The following is a 16,622-nucleotide window of genomic DNA, read 5'->3' as shown; positions in this document are numbered from 1 at the left end:
CACCCCACAATCCAACTGTGGGAGCGGGCTTGCTCGCGAAGGCGGCTTGGCAGTCAACACAGTTGGATTGGGTACATATCCATTGCTGCGGTAACGGCCACTTAGGGTTCCGCCCTGACGGCGGCTCACTTTTGAAAAGCGCAAAAGTAAGCAAAACGCTCTTGCCCCACCACTCGGCACCTCGCTTGGGCTCGGTGTGCCCGTAATCCGCCAGTGATTTGGGGGGCCGCCGCCACGCGCCATCCATGGCGCGGGGCGGCTAAACCGGCATCCCTGCCGGTTTACCCCCCAAATCCCTGTCGAATTCCGGCCAGCGTGGTTTAACGGGGCGCCTAAGATCAAGATCAAGAGCCAGATCAAGAGCGACTCGCTTCGCATCGTGGTTAGCGGCAGGCCGTTTCCTTTGCCTGTGCTATACAGTCAACCAAGCAAGTGCTTGGTTGGCTGTACCTCGGATCACAAAGGAGCGCGTCCCATGCCTGTCGCTTTTCGTTTGCCGTTGCAGGTCTTCTTTGAGCGTGAAGCGCGGCACCCGCGTAAAGTTTTTCTTGTTCAGCCCATCGGCGGCGGTGAGGTACAGACCCTCACCTGGGGCGAGGTGGGCCACCAGGCGCGTTGCGCTGCGCACTGGCTGCGTGCGCGGGAGTTGCCCCAGGGCTCGCACATTGCGCTGATTTCAAAAAACTGCGCCCATTGGATCATCGCCGACTTGGCGATCTGGATGGCCGGGCATGTGTCGGTGCCGCTTTATCCCAACCTCACCGCTGAGTCCGTCGCCCATGTGTTGACCCACTCGCAGGCGCGGTTGGCGCTGATCGGTAAGCTCGATGACTGGCCGGCGATGGCGCCTGGCGTTCCTGCGGGGGTGGCGACTATCAGCCTGCCGCTGTGTCCTGGCGGGGCTTTCGATTTCAGTTGGGCGGACCTGCAAGCCTGTTCTCCGATCCAGGACAACCCGCTGCCGGATGCCGCCAGCTTGGCCACTATCATCTACACCTCCGGTACTACCGGTCTGCCTAAAGGGGTGATGCACAGTTTCGGCGCCTTGGGTTTTGCTGCCACGCGCGGTACTGAGTTGTTCGGCCTGGGGGAGGGGGACCGGCTGCTGTCGTACCTGCCGCTGTGCCATGTGGCGGAGCGGATGTTTGTAGAAATGGCGTCGATCTATACCGGGCAAACCGTTTTTTTCGCCGAGAGCCTGGAGACCTTCCTCACCGATCTGCGCAGGGCGCGGCCGACGGCCTTGTTCGGTGTGCCGCGTATCTGGACCAAATTCCAATTGGGCGTCTACGCCAAAATCCCGGAAAAACGCCTCGATACCTTGTTGCGCCTGCCTTTTATCGGCAAGCGCGTCGGCCATAAAGTCCTCGCCGGTCTGGGGCTGGATGCGCTGCGCATCGCTCTGTCCGGCGCGGCGCCGGTGCCAGAGGCGTTGCTGCGTTGGTATCAGCGCCTGGGTCTGGATGTGCTGGAGGTGTATGGCATGACCGAAAACTGCGGCTATTCCCATGTGTGTCGCCCTGGCGGGCAAAGGCTCGGTTGGATCGGCCAGCCCTGCCCAGGCGTGCAAGTGCGTATCGACCCGTCAGGCGAAGTGCAGGTACACAGTGGCGCGACCATGATGGGCTACTTCAAGGACCCGCAGAAAACCGCGGATACGCTCACCGCAGATGGCTTCCTGCGCACGGGTGACAAGGGCGAGCAGGACGCTGACGGTCGTCTGCGCCTGACCGGGCGCCTCAAGGAGATCTTCAAGACCAGCAAAGGCAAATACGTGGCCCCGGCGCCGATTGAAAACCGCCTGGCCGAACATGCGCGTATTGAACAGGTGTGTGTGGTCGGCGAGGGGCTCAGCGCACCGATCGGGCTGTGCGTGTTGTCGGCGCCGGGCGAGGACCGCCACGCCCTGGGCAGTGGCCTTCAGCGTTGGCTGGCACAGGTGAATGCCGGCCTGGATAAGCATGAGCGCATGGGGCAACTGGTGGTGGTGAAAGATCACTGGGCGGTGGAAAACGGTTTTCTCACGCCGACCTTGAAGATCAAGCGCAACGTGATCGAGTCGACGTACGGGCCACATTTGCAAGCGTGGAGCGCGCGCGCCGAAACCGTTCTGTGGCAGGATTAGGGCCGTAATAAAACCAACAAGGACAACCGTATGAGCCTGTGGCGTACCCAACCGAATATCGAACACCTCAACGCGATCCAGAAAAACACCATCGGTGAATTGCTGGATATTCGTTTCGAAAGCTTCGACGACGAATCCCTCACCGCCAGTATGGTGGTCGACCACCGCACCCATCAGCCCTACGGCCTGCTGCACGGCGGCGCCTCGGTGGTCCTGGCAGAAAGTGTCGGCTCCATGGCTGCCTATTTGTGCATTGATGCCAGCAAGTTCTATTGCATGGGCCTGGAGGTCAACGCCAACCACCTGCGCGGTGTGCGCAGCGGGCGGGTGACGGCGGTGGCCAAGGCCATTCATATCGGGCGCACCACCCAGGTGTGGGACATCCGCTTGAGCAGCGACGAGGGCAAGGCCAGTTGTGTCTCGCGCCTGACCATGGCCGTGGTGCCGCTGGGTGAACAACCGCCGGCGCGATAGGCGTGGCGTGAGTGTCATCATTCCTGGCAGTTACAGTCATTGCTGTAGGCGCCGGGCATGGTGACAATCCCCCTCTGTTTTGGTTGATGGAAACTGTATGTCGCAGCATGTGTTTTTTACCCACGCCAATGGCTTCCCTTCGGCCACTTACGGCAAGCTGTTTGCCGCCCTGGCCCCGGAATATGCAGTGGCACATCTGCCGCAGCACGGTCACGACCCCCGGTTCCCGGTGGATGATAACTGGCAGAACCTGGTGGACGAGCTGATCCACCATCTGGAGCAGCAGCCAGAGCCGGTATGGGGCGTGGGCCATTCCCTGGGCGGCGTGCTGCATTTGCACGCGGCCATGCGTTGCCCGCACTTGTACCGGGGCGTGGTGATGCTGGATTCACCGGTGCTCACCCGCGCAGACCGCTGGGTGATCCGCGCTGCCAAGCGCTTTGGCTTTATCGACCGCCTCACCCCAGCCGGGCGCACGCTTGGCCGGCGCGAAGAATTCACCGACCTGGACACCGCGCGCAGCTACTTCGCCGGCAAGACCCTGTTCCGTGGCTTCGACCCCGATTGCTTTGACGCGTACCTGCAACATGGCCTGCAGCAAGTGGGCGACCGCCTGCGCCTGCGGTTCGACCCGGCCACCGAAATCAGCATCTATCGCGGCGTGCCCCACACCAGCCCGGGCCAGGTGCGCCAGTTGAAGGTGCCGCTGGCCGTGGTGCGTGGCCGCCAGAGCCGGGTGGTGATGCGCCACCATGCCAGCGGCGTCGACCGCTTGCCCATGGGCGAAATGCTCACCATGCCCGGGGGCCATATGTTCCCGCTCGAACGCCCTCAGGACACCGCTGCCTTGATCAAGACGCTGTTCGCTCGCTGGCAGGCCCGTGAGCGCAGTTGCGCATGAGTACGCCCGTCGAAGAGGTACGCCTGAGCCTGCCGCACATCGAACTGGCCGCGCATCTGTTCGGGCCTGAGGACGGCCTGCCGGTGATTGCCCTGCATGGCTGGCTGGACAACGCTAACAGCTTTGCGCGCCTGGCGCCCAAGCTGCACGGCCTGCGCATCGTTGCATTGGACATGGCGGGGCATGGGCATTCGGCGCACCGCCCGGTCGGCGCCGGTTATGCCTTGTGGGATTACGTCTACGACGTGCTGCAGGTGGCCGAGCAACTGGGTTGGAAACGTTTTGCATTACTCGGCCACTCTCTTGGCGCCATCGTCTCTCTGGTGTTGGCCGGAGCCTTGCCGGAGCGGGTGACACACCTGGGCCTGATCGACGGCGTGATCCCGCCGACCGCCAGCGGCGAGAGCGCGGCCGAGCGCCTGGGCATGGCGTTGCAGGCGCAATTGAGCCTGCAAGACAAGCGCAAGCCGGTCTACAACAGCCTTGATCGAGCGGTTGAGGCGCGGATGAAAGGCGTGGTGGCGGTCAGCCGTGAAGCGGCGCAGCTCCTGGCCCAGCGCGGTTTGATGCCGGTACCCGGCGGTTACACCTGGCGCAGCGATAGCCGCCTGACCCTGGCGTCACCGATGCGCCTGACCGAAGAACAAGCCATGGCTTTCGTGCGACGGGTAGGGTGCCCTACGCAGTTGGTGGTCGCGGCTGACGGCATGCTGGCGAAACATCCCGAATTGCTTTCTCAGCTACCCTTCACGGTTACCACGCTGCCAGGCGGCCATCATTTACACCTGAATGACGAGCCCGGCGCGGCTCTTGTTGCAGACTGTTTCAATCGGTTCTTCTCCACGCCTTGACTTGGCGGGGTCAACTGCCGAGGCTGGGCGGATTGAAAGGGAGTCAACCATGAACACACTCAATATCGCTGTGACCAACATTGGCCAGGGCTCACTGATCCGATGAGCCTGGGTAAAGGATGTATCCGTGCCCTTGGCCTTTGCTGTTTCAGCCCCCTGGTATTTGCCGCCGACCTGCCCGGCAGCCAGGATTTACCGGCGGTAACCCGCCAGGTTGATGCGCAAATCGTCGATTACCGCCCCGCTGAAGACAAGGAACGCATCTACCCCATGGGCGCGATTCGCAAGATCAGCGGCCAGTTGCGTTATGAAGGGCAGGCCATCGCACGCGGCCCCGCCACTGCAATCACCTATGAACTGCCCGCTGAACACAGCTCCAGCGCTGCCTTTACCGCAACGCGCGAAGCCTTGCAGGCCAAGGGCGCGCAGTTGTTGTTCTGGTGCAAGGCCCGCGATTGTGGCGAAAGCAGCCTGTGGGCCAACGAGGTGTTCGGCAACGCCAAGCTGGTGGGCGCTGACGGCCAACAGGAATACCTGCTGCTACGCCTGGCCGCCCCGCAGGACAATTCCCTGGTCGCGCTGTATGGCATCACCCGTGGTAACCGCCGCGCCTACCTGCATGTGGAGCAACTCGACGCCAGCGCGCCCTTGGGCGACCTGCTGCCCACCTCGGCCACCCTGCTGCGTGAACTCAAAAGCACCGGCGAGCTGGATTTTCCCGCGCTGGGCGCCGAACCGGATGACACCTGGCTGACCTTGATATCCCGAGCCTTGAACCTCGACACCACCCTGCGCGTCAGCCTGAGCGGGCCGCAGGCCGAGGCCTGGCGCCAGGCACTGGTAGAGAAGGGCGTGCGCACCGCCCGTCTGGAAACCGGCAGCGGTGAAACCCAAGGGCTGCATCTGCATCTGATACGCTAAGCACCACAGGGCGAACGGACCCGCGCCGTTCGCCTAAGCTCTCTTCCTACAGCCTTCTTTTCGAGATACCCGATGCTCAATAACGATCGCCTGCTGGTGCAAATCCTGCTGCTGGTGCTGTTTGGTGCCAGCTTCTGGGTCATGGCGCCGTTCTGGTCGGCGCTGTTCTGGGGCGCGGTGCTGGCCTTTGCCAGTTGGCCGCTGATGCGTCTGCTCACCCGTTGGCTCGGCGGTCGGGAATCCCTGGCGGCCGGCATCCTGACGTTGGGCTGGATGTTGCTGGTGGCGGTGCCATTGGTGTGGCTGGGGTTCAACCTGGCTGACCATGTGCGTGATGCGGTGGCGCTGATCAAGGACATCCAGGTCGACGGCTTGCCCGAGGCGCCGACCTGGTTGGGGTCAATCCCTTTCGTAGGCGAGCGCCTGGTGGCGACATGGGACAGCATTGATCAACAAGGCGCGGCGCTGATGGTGAGCATCAAGCCGTACCTGGGCCAGGTCGGCAATTGGTTGTTGGCGCGCAGTGCGCAAATCGGCGGCGGCATTCTTGAGCTGACCCTGAGCCTGGTCTTCGTGTTCTTTTTCTACCGTGACGGGCCGCGCCTGGCGATGTTTGTGCACCGCCTGTTGGAGCGCCTGATTGGCGAGCGTGCAGGCTATTACATCGAACTGGTGGCCGGCACGGTGCAGCGGGTGGTCAATGGTGTGATCGGCACCGCGGCGGCCCAGGCGCTGCTGGCGCTGATCGGCTTTCTGATCGCTGGCGTGCCGGGCGCGTTGGTGCTGGGTATCGTGACCTTCTTGCTCAGCCTGATTCCCATGGGGCCGCCGCTGGTGTGGATCCCGGCCACGGCGTGGCTGGCGTGGAAGGGTGATTACACCTACGCAGTATTCCTGGGCGTGTGGGGCACGTTCGTGATCAGCGGCGTGGATAACGTGCTCAAGCCGTACCTGATCAGCCGCGGCGGCAACTTGCCGTTGGTGATCGTGTTGTTGGGTGTGTTTGGTGGGTTGATAGCGTTCGGCTTTATCGGCCTGTTTATTGGCCCGACGTTGTTGGCGGTGGCTTACAGCCTGCTGACAGACTGGAGCGCGAGCCAGGCGCAGGTGCGCCGTGAAGACAAACCGTGTAACTGATGGGTGTAGGTGCGACGCCGTACCTGTGGGAGCTGGCTTGCCTGCGATAGCGTTGGGCCAGCCAACACCTCATCGACTGACACTACGCAATCGCAGGCAAGCCAGCTCCCACATTTGGATCGCGGCGCGTCAGGCAGGTGGGAGTTCTCAAACCCTCGGCAACCACATCACCGCCGTCAAACCACCACCCGGAGTGTCCTCCAGGCTCAGGTGGCCGCCGAGTCGCTCGACGGCCTCCCTGGCAATAGTCATCCCCAAACCGACCCCTCCCGAATTGCGGTTGCGCGACCCTTCCAAGCGAAAGAACGGCTCGAACACCGCTTCGCGCTTATCGGCGGCGATTCCCGGGCCGTGGTCGATCACCCGGATCACCAGTGCGCCGCGGCTGTCGGCGAGTTCCACCCGGGCAGTGCCGGCATAGCGCAGGGCATTGTCGATCAGGTTGTTCAGGCAGGAGCGCAGGGCCATCGGCTGTACCTGCAACGGCGTACAGGTGCCGGAAAACTGCACGTCGCGGCCTTGGTCCTGGGCGTTTTCACTCAAAGATTCCACTAATGCCTGCACATCGAGCCAATGCCGTGTCTCGCTGGTGCGCTGTTCGTGCAGGTAGCTCAAGGTGGCATCGAGCATGCCGATCATGTCGTCCAGGTCCTGGCGCATCTGGCCTTGCAGCTTGGGGTCTTCGATTTGTTCCAGGCGCAGCTTGAGGCGCGAGAGCGGGGTGCGCAGGTCATGGGAGACCGCGCCGAGCATGCGGGCGCGCTGGCTGACCTGTTCGCGGATGCGCTTTTGCATCAGGTTGAAGGTGGAGGCCGCCTGGCGTGCCTCGCGAGGGCCGGACTCCACCAGGGGCGGGCTGTCGAGGTCGACGCTCAGGCGCTCAGCCGCTGCGCTCAGGCGCTGGATCGGCCGGCTCAGCAGTTTGGCGCCGTACCAGGCAGCGATGATCAGCGAGATAAATTGAAACGTCAGGGGCACCACCGGGCCGCCGAACCAGGGGCGAGGCGCCTTGCGCAAGGGCTTGAGGCTGCCGTCCGGTTGTTCGACGAACGCCGCGCGGGGCGGTGGCGGCGGGCCGTAGTGGTGAAACCAGAAGAACGCCAGCACATGGGCCAGCACAATCGCCACCAGCAACAGGCCGAACAGTCGCCCGAACAGCGTGTTGAAGGGGGCGCGCATCAGCCGATATCCCGGGCGTCGAACAGGTAGCCTTCGCCGCGTACGGTCTTGATCAATTGCGGAGCCTTGGGGTCATCCCCCAGCTTCTGGCGCAGGCGCGACACCAGCAAGTCGATGCTGCGGTCGAAAGCCTCAATGGAGCGCCCGCGGGCCGCGTCCAGCAGCTGTTCGCGGCTCAGCACACGCCGCGGGCGTTCGATAAACACCCACAACAAACGAAACTCGGCGTTGGACAGCGGCACCACCAGGCCGTCATCGGCCACCAGCTGGCGCAGTACGCTGTTCAGGCGCCAAGTGTCGAAGCGGATATTGGCCCGCTGTTCGGTGCGGTCATCACGCACCCGGCGCAGGATGGTCTGGATACGCGCGACCAGTTCTCGGGGTTCGAACGGCTTGGACATATAGTCATCAGCGCCCAGTTCCAGGCCAATGATGCGGTCGGTGGGTTCGCAGCGGGCGGTGAGCATCAAAATCGGAATATCCGACTCGGCGCGCAGCCAGCGGCATAAGGTCAGCCCGTCTTCGCCCGGCAGCATGAGGTCGAGTACCACCACATCGAAGGTTTCGGCTTGCATGGCCTGGCGCATGGCGGTGCCGTCGGTGACACCCGAGGCGAGAATATTGAAGCGTGCCAGGTAGTCGATCAGCAGTTCGCGGATCGGCACGTCGTCGTCGACAATCAGCGCACGGGTGTTCCAGCGCTTGTCTTCGGCGATCACCGCGTCTTTTGGCGCTTCGTTTACAGGGTCGCAAGGGGTATGCATAGCGAGGTCATCTGCCTGAGTGTGGCTGTCAGCATAGGCGCCCAGTTCCAGGGCTGGAAGTGCTGGGCGGGCGGTCATGTGCGCGAGGCTAGCCGGGCGGCGTATTGGGGGCGTGTCGTGAATGTATCGGGGTTGAAACAATTGCCTTGAATCGCCGGTATTGGGCGCTTGATCGGTATTTACCGATCATCGGATCCCGCAACGGCGCTGCTTGCGCTACAATCCGCGCCGATTTCGACTTGCCTGAGAGCCCATTCCAATGTCCGTCTGCCAGACTCCTATCATCGTCGCCCTGGATTACCCCACCCGTGACGCCGCACTGAAGCTGGCTGACCAGTTGGACCCCAAGCTTTGCCGGGTCAAGGTCGGCAAGGAACTGTTCACCAGTTGCGCGGCGGAAATCGTCGGCACCCTGCGGGACAAAGGCTTCGAAGTGTTCCTTGACCTGAAATTCCATGACATCCCCAACACCACGGCGATGGCCGTCAAAGCCGCGGCCGAGATGGGCGTGTGGATGGTCAATGTGCACTGCTCCGGTGGCCTGCGCATGATGAGCGCCTGCCGCGAAGTGCTGGAACAGCGCAGCGGCCCCAAACCGTTGTTGATCGGTGTAACCGTGCTCACCAGCATGGAGCGCGAAGACCTGGCGGGCATTGGCCTGGATATCGAGCCGCAGGTGCAAGTGTTGCGCCTGGCAGCCCTGGCCCAGAAAGCCGGCCTCGACGGCCTGGTGTGTTCGGCCCTGGAAGCCCAGGCCCTGAAGAACGCGCATCCGTCGTTGCAACTGGTGACACCGGGTATTCGCCCCACCGGCAGCGCCCAGGATGACCAGCGCCGTATCCTGACCCCGCGCCAGGCCCTGGATGCGGGCTCGGACTACCTGGTGATCGGCCGTCCGATCAGCCAGGCGGCGGATCCTGCAAAAGCGTTGGCAGCGGTCGTCGCCGAGATCGCCTGATTTTTAGAGTGAGCAAAAAATGTGGGCTGCCCACAGAATCAGTGCCAGGAACAGATCCCCTGTGGGAGCGGGCTTGCCCGCGATGGCCATAGGCATCTACACAATTTTGGGACGACACTGGACCTGTGGCGAGGGAGCTTGCTCCCGTGGCGGCCTGACAGCCGGCGCCTATCTTTCTGACGCACTTGATTCAAATGTGGGAGCTGGCTTGTCGGGTCGCCGCATCGCTGCGAAGACGGCCTGATAGTCAACGCAGTTAGACCGGGTACATATCCGTTATTTAGGTAACGGCCACCTAGGGTTCCGCTCTGACAGCGGCTCACTTTTGAAAAGCCGGAATGCCGGCCCAGTCAAAAGTAAGCAAAACGCTCTTGCCCCACCACTCGGCACCTCCCCTAGGCTCGGTGTGCCCGTAATCCGCCAGTGATTTGGGGGGCCGCCGCCACGCGCCATCCATGGCGCGGGGCGGCTAAACCGGCATCCCTGCCGGTTTACCCCCCAAATCCCTGTCGAATTCCGGCCAGCGTGGTTTAACGGGGCGCCTGAGATCAAAAGCAGAGCAAAAGCAAGATCAAGAGCGGCTCGCTTCGCATCGTGGTTACCCGGTGGCTGCGGCGAACTGCACAGTTGTGTAGATACCTATGCCGCGATGGCGGTGGGTCAGATTAATTAATCTGACCCACCGCTGTCGCAGGCAAGCCAGCTCCCACATTTGTTTTTGTGTTGTTTCAGCTGACTTTGAGCACCAACTTCCCGAAGTTCTCGCCGTTGAACAGCTTCATCAACGTTTCCGGGAATGTCTCCAGCCCTTCGACAATATCTTCCTTGCTCTTGAGCTTGCCCTGGGCCATCCAGCCGGCCATTTCCTGACCCGCCGCCGCGAAGTTCGCCGCGTGGTCCATCACCACAAAGCCTTCCATGCGTGCACGATTGACCAGCAATGACAGGTAGTTCGCCGGGCCTTTGACCGCTTCCTTGTTGTTGTACTGGCTGATTGCACCGCAAATCACCACGCGGGCTTTGAGCGCCAGGCGGCTGAGCACCGCGTCGAGAATATCGCCGCCGACGTTATCGAAATACACGTCCACGCCTTTAGGGCACTCGCGCTTGAGGGCGGCGGGCACGTCTTCGCTTTTGTAGTCGATGGCGGCGTCGAAGCCCAGCTCATCGACCAAGAACTTGCACTTCTCGGCGCCGCCGGCGATCCCCACCACGCGACAGCCTTTGAGCTTGGCGATCTGTCCGGCGATGCTGCCCACGGCACCGGCGGCGCCAGAGATCACCACGGTGTCACCGGTTTTCGGTGCGCCGGTTTCCAGCAGGGCGAAGTACGCGGTCATGCCGGTCATGCCCAGCGCGGACAGGTAGCGGGGCAGGGGCGCCAGCTTGGGGTCCACCTTATAAAAACCACGGGGTTCGCCGAGGAAGTAATCCTGCACGCCCAGTGCACCGTTCACGTAGTCCCCCACCGCGAAGTTCGGATGCTTCGAGGCAATCACCTTGCCTACGCCCAAGGCACGCATCACTTCGCCGATGCCTACCGGTGGGATGTAGGACTTGCCTTCATTCATCCAACCGCGCATGGCCGGGTCGAGGGACAGGTATTCGTTGCGCACCAGCACCTGGCCGTCCTGGGGCTCGCCCACCGACACTTCCTGGTAGGTGAAGGTCTCTCGCGTGGCGGCACCGACCGGGCGTTTGGCGAGCAGAAATTGGCGGTTGGTCTGGGCGGTCATGGCAAGGACTCTTTAGAAATGGAACATGAGTGATAGACCCTCAGCGGCAGAAGGGCAAGGGGGTGCGGGGCCGGCGAATGCCCGGCAATAGGCCTCGCTGATAATCAGCCGGGCGGCTTTATCACTGCGATTCATGCAGCGCCAACCGGCCTTCTGATAGTGCTGACGCGCGGCTGCCGGCGTTGGCTAGACTCGCTTCACCGCAATTAACCCCACAGGACAGTTCCCATGAGCATGACGTTTTCCGGCCAGGTCGCTTTGGTGACCGGCGCCGCCGCTGGTATCGGCCGCGCCACCGCACTGGCATTCGCCGCCGAAGGCTTGAAAGTGGTGGTCGCTGACCTCGATGTGGCGGGAGGAGAGGGCACTGTGGCACTGATCCACCAGGCCGGTGGCGAAGGGATATTTGTACGCTGCAACGTCACCCTCGATACGGACGTGCAGCAGTTGATGGCACAGACCGTCGCCACCTATGGGCGCCTGGACTACGCCTTCAACAACGCCGGCATCGAGATCGAAAAGGGCAAGCTGGCCGACGGCAGTCTCGATGAGTTCGATGCCATCATGGGGGTTAATGTCAAAGGCGTGTGGCTGTGCATGAAGTATCAACTGCCGTTGCTGTTGGCCCAGGGCGGCGGGGCCATCGTCAACACCGCATCGGTGGCGGGGTTGGGGGCGGCACCGAAGATGAGCATCTATGCGGCGTCCAAGCATGCGGTGATCGGCCTGACCAAATCAGCGGCCATCGAGTACGCGAAGAAGAAAATCCGCGTGAAGGCCGTCTGCCCGGCCGTGATTGATACCGACATGTTTCGCCGTGCCTATGAGGCTGACCCACGCAAGGCTGAGTTTGCCGCAGCCATGCACCCGGTCGGACGCATTGGCAAGGTTGAGGAAATCGCCAGCGCCGTGTTGTACCTGTGCAGTGATGGCGCAGCGTTTACCACCGGTCAGGCCCTGGCGGTGGACGGTGGCGCGACGGCGATCTAGGACAGCAGGTCGCGCGGCATTCGAAAACAGAGCCAGGTGCTGTGGGGCGTTTCCATGGCGGGCAGTGGGCTGTGCCTGAATATGTTTCAGTAGGTAAATAACTCAATAAAATCAATACTTTAATAAAAGTTGGCGACCGGTTTTAACAGGCTTCTGTGCTTAACTGTTTTGGGTTAACAGACAGTTTAAGTGAGTGGCTCATGGATTTAGGGATTGATCGACAAGCCCAGGTACCGGTTGTTCAGCAGATCGTCAGCGCGGTGGCAGAATGGATTCGCAAGGAGGGGGTGAGCCCTGGCACACGCTTGCCGTCCATTCGCCAATTGGCCCTCGATAACCTGCTGAGCCAGGCCAGCGTGATCGAGGCATTCGAGCGGTTGGTGGCCCAGGGGCTGCTGGCCCCCAGGCAGGGTTCGGGGTTTGTGGTAGCGCAGCCCACCACGGCCCACGAAAACCACTGGTATGAAGGTGCGGAACAGGGCTGGGGCGCCTTTACCGATGGCCCGCTGGGCGAGCTGAAGCTGGGCTGCGGCTGGCTACCCGACACCTGGCGCGAAAGCGATGACATCAGCTACGCGATCCGTGAACTGAGCCGTACCGACACCGGCGGCCTGTTCAACTACAGCACGCCTCTGGGGCTGCCGGCGTTGCGCGAACAACTGCTCAAGCGCCTGACCCAGATACACGTGCCCGCCAGCCTGGACCGTATCCTCACCACCCATGGCGCCAGCCATGCCCAGGACCTGCTGATACGCACGCTGCTCAAGCCCGGTGATGAGGTGGTGGTCGAGACCCCAGGGTATGGCAACCTCTATCGCCAACTGGCCTTTCAGGGGGTCACGCTGCTGCACGTGCCGCGCACCCGTGGCGGCCCGGATATCCCGGCATTGGAAGCGCTGCTGCACACCCACCGGCCCAAGTGCCTGTTCATCAACAGCCTGTATCACAACCCCACAGGGACCAGTTTGAGCCGTCCGGTGGCGGAGCGCTTGTTGGAGCTGGCACGCGAGCGCGACTTCCTGATTATCGAAGAGGACGTCTACGGCGACCTGCAACATGCCAGTTGCACACGCTTGGCGGCGCTGGCCCATGATGATCGGGTGATCTATGTGTCGAGCTTTTCCAAGACCCTGAGCAGCGCCCTGCGCGTGGGTTACCTGTGCGCCAGTGCCGCGATCATCACGCAATTGGCCCAACTCAAGACCCTGACAGGTATCGGCACCTCACGTTTTGCCGAAGCCATGGTGACGACGTTGTTGAGTAACGGCACTTACCGTAAGTGGGTGCAGCGCCTGCGCAAGCGCCTGAACGCGCAGATGGCCGCGACGTTGCAGGTGCTGGAAGATGAAGAGTGGCAGGTATTTGCCGCGCCCGCGGGCGGTATGTTCCTGTGGGCGCGACCCGGCTTGGCCGACCCTTCGCGGCTGCAAACCTGCGCCCAGCGGCTCGGTGTGTTGCTGTCGCCGGGGGCGTTGTTCAGCCCCACGGGTGAGCGCAGCGAATGGCTGCGTATCAATGTGGCCTACGCCGCCGATCAACGCGCATTGACGCTGTTTCGCGCCATGGGCGCGGCAAGATCGACCTCGACCATTCTGAAAACGACGCACATGTAGCTTTTTGCCATTATTCCGGCGCCAGCGGCTTGTGCTCAGTGCCTCGGGGTTGCGAATCTCGCTGCTTGTAAACCTGGCCTATGGCATTTGCCATTGCAAGAGGATCAAGTGCAATGATTTCGGGCGTGCAACGACATTTCGCCAACCTCGGTATGGCAAAAAAACTCGGCTTGGGTTTTACCCTGGTACTGCTGCTGACGGCCCTGGTCGCGGCCATCGGTGTGTGGTCCCTGCAGACCATCGGCCAGCGCTTCGAAGGCCTCACGTCGATGTCCACGCTTAATAGCGACCTGCTCAAGGTGCGCTTGATCGAGCAGGACTATGCGCTGCACGCCGACCCCAAGGCCGTTGAGGCCCTGCATGCCAGTGTCGATGCGCTGCTGGCCCAGGCCGCGGGTCTCAAGGCTCGGTCCGCCAGCAACGAGCGGGTGATGGGCGACGTTGAGCAAGCCTTGGTCGCCTATCGCCAGGCATTCGATGAGTTCGTCGAGTTGACCCAGACCAAAGACCTCGCCCTGGAAATGGCCAGTTGGTCGGTGTCCAGCGTGGCCAATAACCTGGATGTGCTGCAAGCCGGGCTGGCGGATGACGGTGCCTACGGCCTCAAGGAAAGCCAAGGCAAGGAGGGCGCGGAGTTTATCGAGCAGGCAGGGCAAGTCAGCCAGGTGTCGCGGCTGATGTTGCAGGCCATGAACGAAGCACGGGTGCGCCTGGACCAGAGCCGCAGGGCAGACGCAGACGACGCCGGGCAGGGCAAGATCGAGCAAGCCGACCAGGCCCTGGCTGAAGTCGAGAGACTCAAAACCACGGTCAAGGACCCCGGCTACCAGACCGTACTCAATGAAGTCGCCGGGCATATCGCGTCGTTCAGTGACAAGCTCGGCGAATACACCGGGCTGCTGGCCCAGGAAAAAGTGGTCTACACGCAATTGCATGACCGCGCCGAGCAAGTGGTCAGCCGGGTCAACCAGGCGTATGCCGCCCAAGACCAGTCCATGCAAACCCAGTTGCAACACAGCACGCTGCTGATCATCGGTTCATCCGCCCTGGCACTGCTGGTGGGCTTGATCGCTGCATGGGTGATCACCCGCTTGATTGTTGCGCCGTTGCGCGCGGTGATCGCCGTGGCCCAGCAGATCGCCTCGGGTGACCTGAGTGGGCGCATGGAGGTCAGCCGGCGTGATGAAATCGGCCAGTTGATGCAGGCGATGCAGCAGATGGGCAACAGCTTGAGCCAGATGGTCAGTGGGTTGCAGGCGGGGATCGAACAGCTCGCCAGCTCCGCGCATTCGCTGTCCAGCGTCACCGAGCAAACCACTGCCGAAGTCAGCAGCCAGAAGGACGAAACCGAACAGGTCGCCACGGCGATGAACCAGATGACCGCCACGGTGCACGATGTGGCACGCAATGCCGAGCAGGCGGCCCAGGCCGCGCAGACCGCGGATGCCAAGGTTGATAGCGGCCAGCAGGTGGTGCGCATGAGCCTGCAGCGTATCGAACTGCTGGCCACATCCAGCAACAGTGCCAGCGCCAGCATCGAAAGCCTCAGTGCGCAAATCCAGAACATTGGTACCGTCTTGAGTGTGATCCAGAGTGTGGCCGAACAGACCAACTTGCTGGCCTTGAACGCTGCGATTGAGGCGGCGCGTGCCGGTGAGCAAGGGCGTGGCTTTGCGGTGGTGGCCGATGAGGTGCGGGCACTGGCCAAGCGCACCCAGCAATCGACCGAAGAAATCGAACGGCTGGTCAGCACCTTGCGCAGTGCGGCGCAGTCCTCGGTGCAGCAAATCCAGCAGAGTGGCGAGCTGGTGAAGCTGGCGGTCAGTGATGCGCTGGAGACCGAAGGGGCCCTGGGCAGCATTGCGGCGGCCGTTTCATTGATCCAGCAGATGAACCAACAGATCGCCGCCGCCGCCGAGGAGCAGAGCTCGGTGGCCGAAGAGATCAACCGCAGCGTTACCAGTATTCGGGCGAGTGCCGATCATTCGGCGTTGAGCATGCAAGACAATGCCGCCTCAAGCATCCAGTTGGCGCAGTTGGGCGCGCAACTCAAGGGCATGGTGGGGCATTTCCGCCTTTGATCGCAGCGAAGGCGCTGCGATCTGAGGGCAGGGCGATCAGGCGTGGTTGGCGAGGAAGGTCAGCAGCGCCTCGTTGACGAAATCCGGGTTCTCGCGACTGGAGATATGCCCGGCTTCGGGGATCAGGATCAGGCTGCAACCAATCAGTTCGGCCATTTCCTCGGACTCGGCCGGTGGCCGGGGTTTGTCCTGCTCGCCGCACATCACCAGGGTGGTGTCGGAGTCCAATCCAGGTAATTGCGCCAGGATGTCTTCGCGGCTGAAGATCAGGCGGCCCAGCGGCACGATACTGTCCAGCAAGCGTTCTTTGGGGAAGCTTTGCAGTGACTGGCGAAAATCCTGGTACAGCGCGGAATCGCGATCAATGTTCGGGCGGAAGAAGATCGGTGCGATCACATCCAGCAACGGTTCGGGGATTGCCCCGGCGTCTTCGATCATCTTGAACAGCGAGAAATAGTACTGGCGCGTTGCTTCGGGTTCGGCCCCGAGGTAGGTGTCCATCAGCACCACGCTGTTGATGCGCTCGGGAGCCAGCAGCGCCAGGCGTGCGCCCCACATGCCGCCGACCGAGAGGCCCACCAGGTTGGCCTGTGCGATGTCCAGGTGATCCAGCAGTGCCAGGGCCTGGCGCGCAAGATCATCCAGGGAATGGGTGAGTGCTAGCAACGGGCCGGACTCCCCGTGCCCCCACAATTCGGGGACGATTACGCGGTATTGCTGCGATAGCGCTTCAATCTGCGGCGCCCACATGTCGCTGGCCCATAGGTAACTCGAACCCAGTAGCACGACGGGGCCGGCGCCCTGGTCGATATAGTGCAGCGGTTGTCCATCAATCACGGCGACAGGCATAACAGGCCTCTAATTTCACGGAGTGAGGGGCACTTTTTTACGC

At 62.3% G+C, this 16,622-nt stretch carries 14 protein-coding genes and 1 pseudogene; 11 read left to right on the top strand and 4 right to left on the bottom strand.

The window, feature by feature from the left end:
- The first annotated feature begins 475 nt into the window (after positions 1–475).
- The 6 genes from MF6394_RS15515 to MF6394_RS15490 all read left to right on the top strand — a co-directional run bounded on the left by MF6394_RS15515 (position 476) and on the right by MF6394_RS15490 (position 6,409).
- Positions 476–2,125, top strand: a complete 1,650-nt coding sequence (locus MF6394_RS15515) for an AMP-binding protein (RefSeq protein WP_078467006.1) — start codon at positions 476–478, stop codon at positions 2,123–2,125.
- A gap of 30 nt (positions 2,126–2,155) precedes the next feature.
- A complete protein-coding gene (locus tag MF6394_RS15510; protein ID WP_078467005.1) occupies positions 2,156–2,599 on the top strand; it encodes a hotdog fold thioesterase in 444 nt (147 codons plus the stop codon).
- 97 nt (positions 2,600–2,696) lie between these two features.
- The gene (locus tag MF6394_RS15505; RefSeq protein WP_044273029.1) at positions 2,697–3,500 is read left to right on the top strand and encodes an alpha/beta fold hydrolase; all 804 of its coding nucleotides are present in this window, start codon (positions 2,697–2,699) and stop codon (positions 3,498–3,500) included.
- A complete protein-coding gene (locus MF6394_RS15500) occupies positions 3,497–4,351 on the top strand; it encodes an alpha/beta hydrolase (protein WP_047710435.1) in 855 nt (284 codons plus the stop codon). The genes MF6394_RS15505 and MF6394_RS15500 overlap by 4 nt, the downstream gene beginning before the upstream one ends.
- Positions 4,352–4,453: 102 nt before the next feature.
- Positions 4,454–5,272, top strand: coding sequence for a DUF4892 domain-containing protein (locus MF6394_RS15495; RefSeq protein ID WP_069558946.1), 819 nt, complete (start codon positions 4,454–4,456; stop codon positions 5,270–5,272).
- 72 nt (positions 5,273–5,344) lie between these two features.
- Positions 5,345–6,409 (top strand): AI-2E family transporter, encoded by a 1,065-nt coding sequence (locus tag MF6394_RS15490; RefSeq protein ID WP_003190063.1) that lies wholly within the window; start codon positions 5,345–5,347, stop codon positions 6,407–6,409.
- 147 nt (positions 6,410–6,556) lie between these two features.
- Here MF6394_RS15490 and MF6394_RS15485 read toward each other — a convergent pair whose 3' ends face one another.
- Both MF6394_RS15485 and MF6394_RS15480 read right to left on the bottom strand, forming a co-directional pair.
- Positions 6,557–7,588, bottom strand: coding sequence for a sensor histidine kinase (locus MF6394_RS15485; RefSeq protein ID WP_078467004.1), 1,032 nt, complete (start codon positions 7,586–7,588; stop codon positions 6,557–6,559).
- Positions 7,588–8,352 (bottom strand): response regulator, encoded by a 765-nt coding sequence (locus MF6394_RS15480; RefSeq protein WP_014717756.1) that lies wholly within the window; start codon positions 8,350–8,352, stop codon positions 7,588–7,590. Before MF6394_RS15480 ends, MF6394_RS15485 begins: the two co-directional genes overlap by 1 nt.
- A gap of 259 nt (positions 8,353–8,611) precedes the next feature.
- Between MF6394_RS15480 and pyrF the strand changes: the two genes are divergently transcribed.
- Positions 8,612–9,310 carry an orotidine-5'-phosphate decarboxylase gene (pyrF, locus tag MF6394_RS15475; RefSeq protein ID WP_003190068.1) on the top strand — a complete coding sequence of 233 codons (699 nt, stop codon included), beginning with the start codon at positions 8,612–8,614 and terminating at the stop codon, positions 9,308–9,310.
- 728 nt (positions 9,311–10,038) lie between these two features.
- Here pyrF and MF6394_RS15470 read toward each other — a convergent pair.
- Positions 10,039–11,046, bottom strand: coding sequence for an NADP-dependent oxidoreductase (locus tag MF6394_RS15470; protein ID WP_078467003.1), 1,008 nt, complete (start codon positions 11,044–11,046; stop codon positions 10,039–10,041).
- A gap of 228 nt (positions 11,047–11,274) precedes the next feature.
- Here MF6394_RS15470 and MF6394_RS15465 point away from each other — a divergent pair, with 228 nt between their 5' ends.
- The 4 genes and pseudogenes from MF6394_RS15465 (at position 11,275) to MF6394_RS35180 (ending at position 15,730) form a co-directional block, all read left to right on the top strand.
- Positions 11,275–12,036 (top strand): SDR family oxidoreductase, encoded by a 762-nt coding sequence (locus MF6394_RS15465; protein WP_078467002.1) that lies wholly within the window; start codon positions 11,275–11,277, stop codon positions 12,034–12,036.
- 200 nt (positions 12,037–12,236) lie between these two features.
- The gene (locus MF6394_RS15460; protein ID WP_047710439.1) at positions 12,237–13,649 is read left to right on the top strand and encodes an aminotransferase-like domain-containing protein; all 1,413 of its coding nucleotides are present in this window, start codon (positions 12,237–12,239) and stop codon (positions 13,647–13,649) included.
- A gap of 80 nt (positions 13,650–13,729) precedes the next feature.
- Positions 13,730–14,872 (top strand): annotated as a pseudogene (locus MF6394_RS35185) (HAMP domain-containing protein); the annotation flags it as partial.
- Positions 14,849–15,730 (top strand): methyl-accepting chemotaxis protein, encoded by an 882-nt coding sequence (locus tag MF6394_RS35180; protein WP_410174433.1) that lies wholly within the window; start codon positions 14,849–14,851, stop codon positions 15,728–15,730. The pseudogene MF6394_RS35185 and the gene MF6394_RS35180, both read left to right, overlap by 24 nt.
- Positions 15,731–15,766: 36 nt before the next feature.
- Here MF6394_RS35180 and MF6394_RS15450 read toward each other — a convergent pair whose 3' ends face one another.
- Positions 15,767–16,579, bottom strand: coding sequence for an alpha/beta fold hydrolase (locus MF6394_RS15450; protein WP_078467000.1), 813 nt, complete (start codon positions 16,577–16,579; stop codon positions 15,767–15,769).
- Positions 16,580–16,622 lie beyond the last annotated feature (43 nt).

Origin of the sequence: Pseudomonas sp. MF6394 (assembly GCF_002018845.1) — a bacterium.
GTDB classification, from domain to species: domain Bacteria; phylum Pseudomonadota; class Gammaproteobacteria; order Pseudomonadales; family Pseudomonadaceae; genus Aquipseudomonas; species Aquipseudomonas lactis.
This window is presented reverse-complemented; position numbering and strand designations above follow the sequence as displayed.

What these genes read in the sequence shown, in the direction of transcription:
- MF6394_RS15515 (WP_078467006.1), top strand. Translation starts at nt 476, where the DNA reads ATGCCTGTCGCTTTTCGTTTGCCGTTGCAGGTCTTCTTTGAGCGTGAA.
- MF6394_RS15510 (WP_078467005.1), top strand. Translation starts at nt 2,156, where the DNA reads ATGAGCCTGTGGCGTACCCAACCGAATATCGAACACCTCAACGCGATC.
- MF6394_RS15505 (WP_044273029.1), top strand. Translation starts at nt 2,697, where the DNA reads ATGTCGCAGCATGTGTTTTTTACCCACGCCAATGGCTTCCCTTCGGCC.
- MF6394_RS15500 (WP_047710435.1), top strand. Translation starts at nt 3,497, where the DNA reads ATGAGTACGCCCGTCGAAGAGGTACGCCTGAGCCTGCCGCACATCGAA.
- MF6394_RS15495 (WP_069558946.1), top strand. Translation starts at nt 4,454, where the DNA reads ATGAGCCTGGGTAAAGGATGTATCCGTGCCCTTGGCCTTTGCTGTTTC.
- MF6394_RS15490 (WP_003190063.1), top strand. Translation starts at nt 5,345, where the DNA reads ATGCTCAATAACGATCGCCTGCTGGTGCAAATCCTGCTGCTGGTGCTG.
- MF6394_RS15485 (WP_078467004.1), bottom strand. Translation starts at nt 7,588, where the DNA reads ATGCGCGCCCCCTTCAACACGCTGTTCGGGCGACTGTTCGGCCTGTTG.
- MF6394_RS15480 (WP_014717756.1), bottom strand. Translation starts at nt 8,352, where the DNA reads ATGCATACCCCTTGCGACCCTGTAAACGAAGCGCCAAAAGACGCGGTG.
- pyrF (WP_003190068.1), top strand. Translation starts at nt 8,612, where the DNA reads ATGTCCGTCTGCCAGACTCCTATCATCGTCGCCCTGGATTACCCCACC.
- MF6394_RS15470 (WP_078467003.1), bottom strand. Translation starts at nt 11,046, where the DNA reads ATGACCGCCCAGACCAACCGCCAATTTCTGCTCGCCAAACGCCCGGTC.
- MF6394_RS15465 (WP_078467002.1), top strand. Translation starts at nt 11,275, where the DNA reads ATGAGCATGACGTTTTCCGGCCAGGTCGCTTTGGTGACCGGCGCCGCC.
- MF6394_RS15460 (WP_047710439.1), top strand. Translation starts at nt 12,237, where the DNA reads ATGGATTTAGGGATTGATCGACAAGCCCAGGTACCGGTTGTTCAGCAG.
- MF6394_RS35180 (WP_410174433.1), top strand. Translation starts at nt 14,849, where the DNA reads ATGCAGGCGATGCAGCAGATGGGCAACAGCTTGAGCCAGATGGTCAGT.
- MF6394_RS15450 (WP_078467000.1), bottom strand. Translation starts at nt 16,579, where the DNA reads ATGCCTGTCGCCGTGATTGATGGACAACCGCTGCACTATATCGACCAG.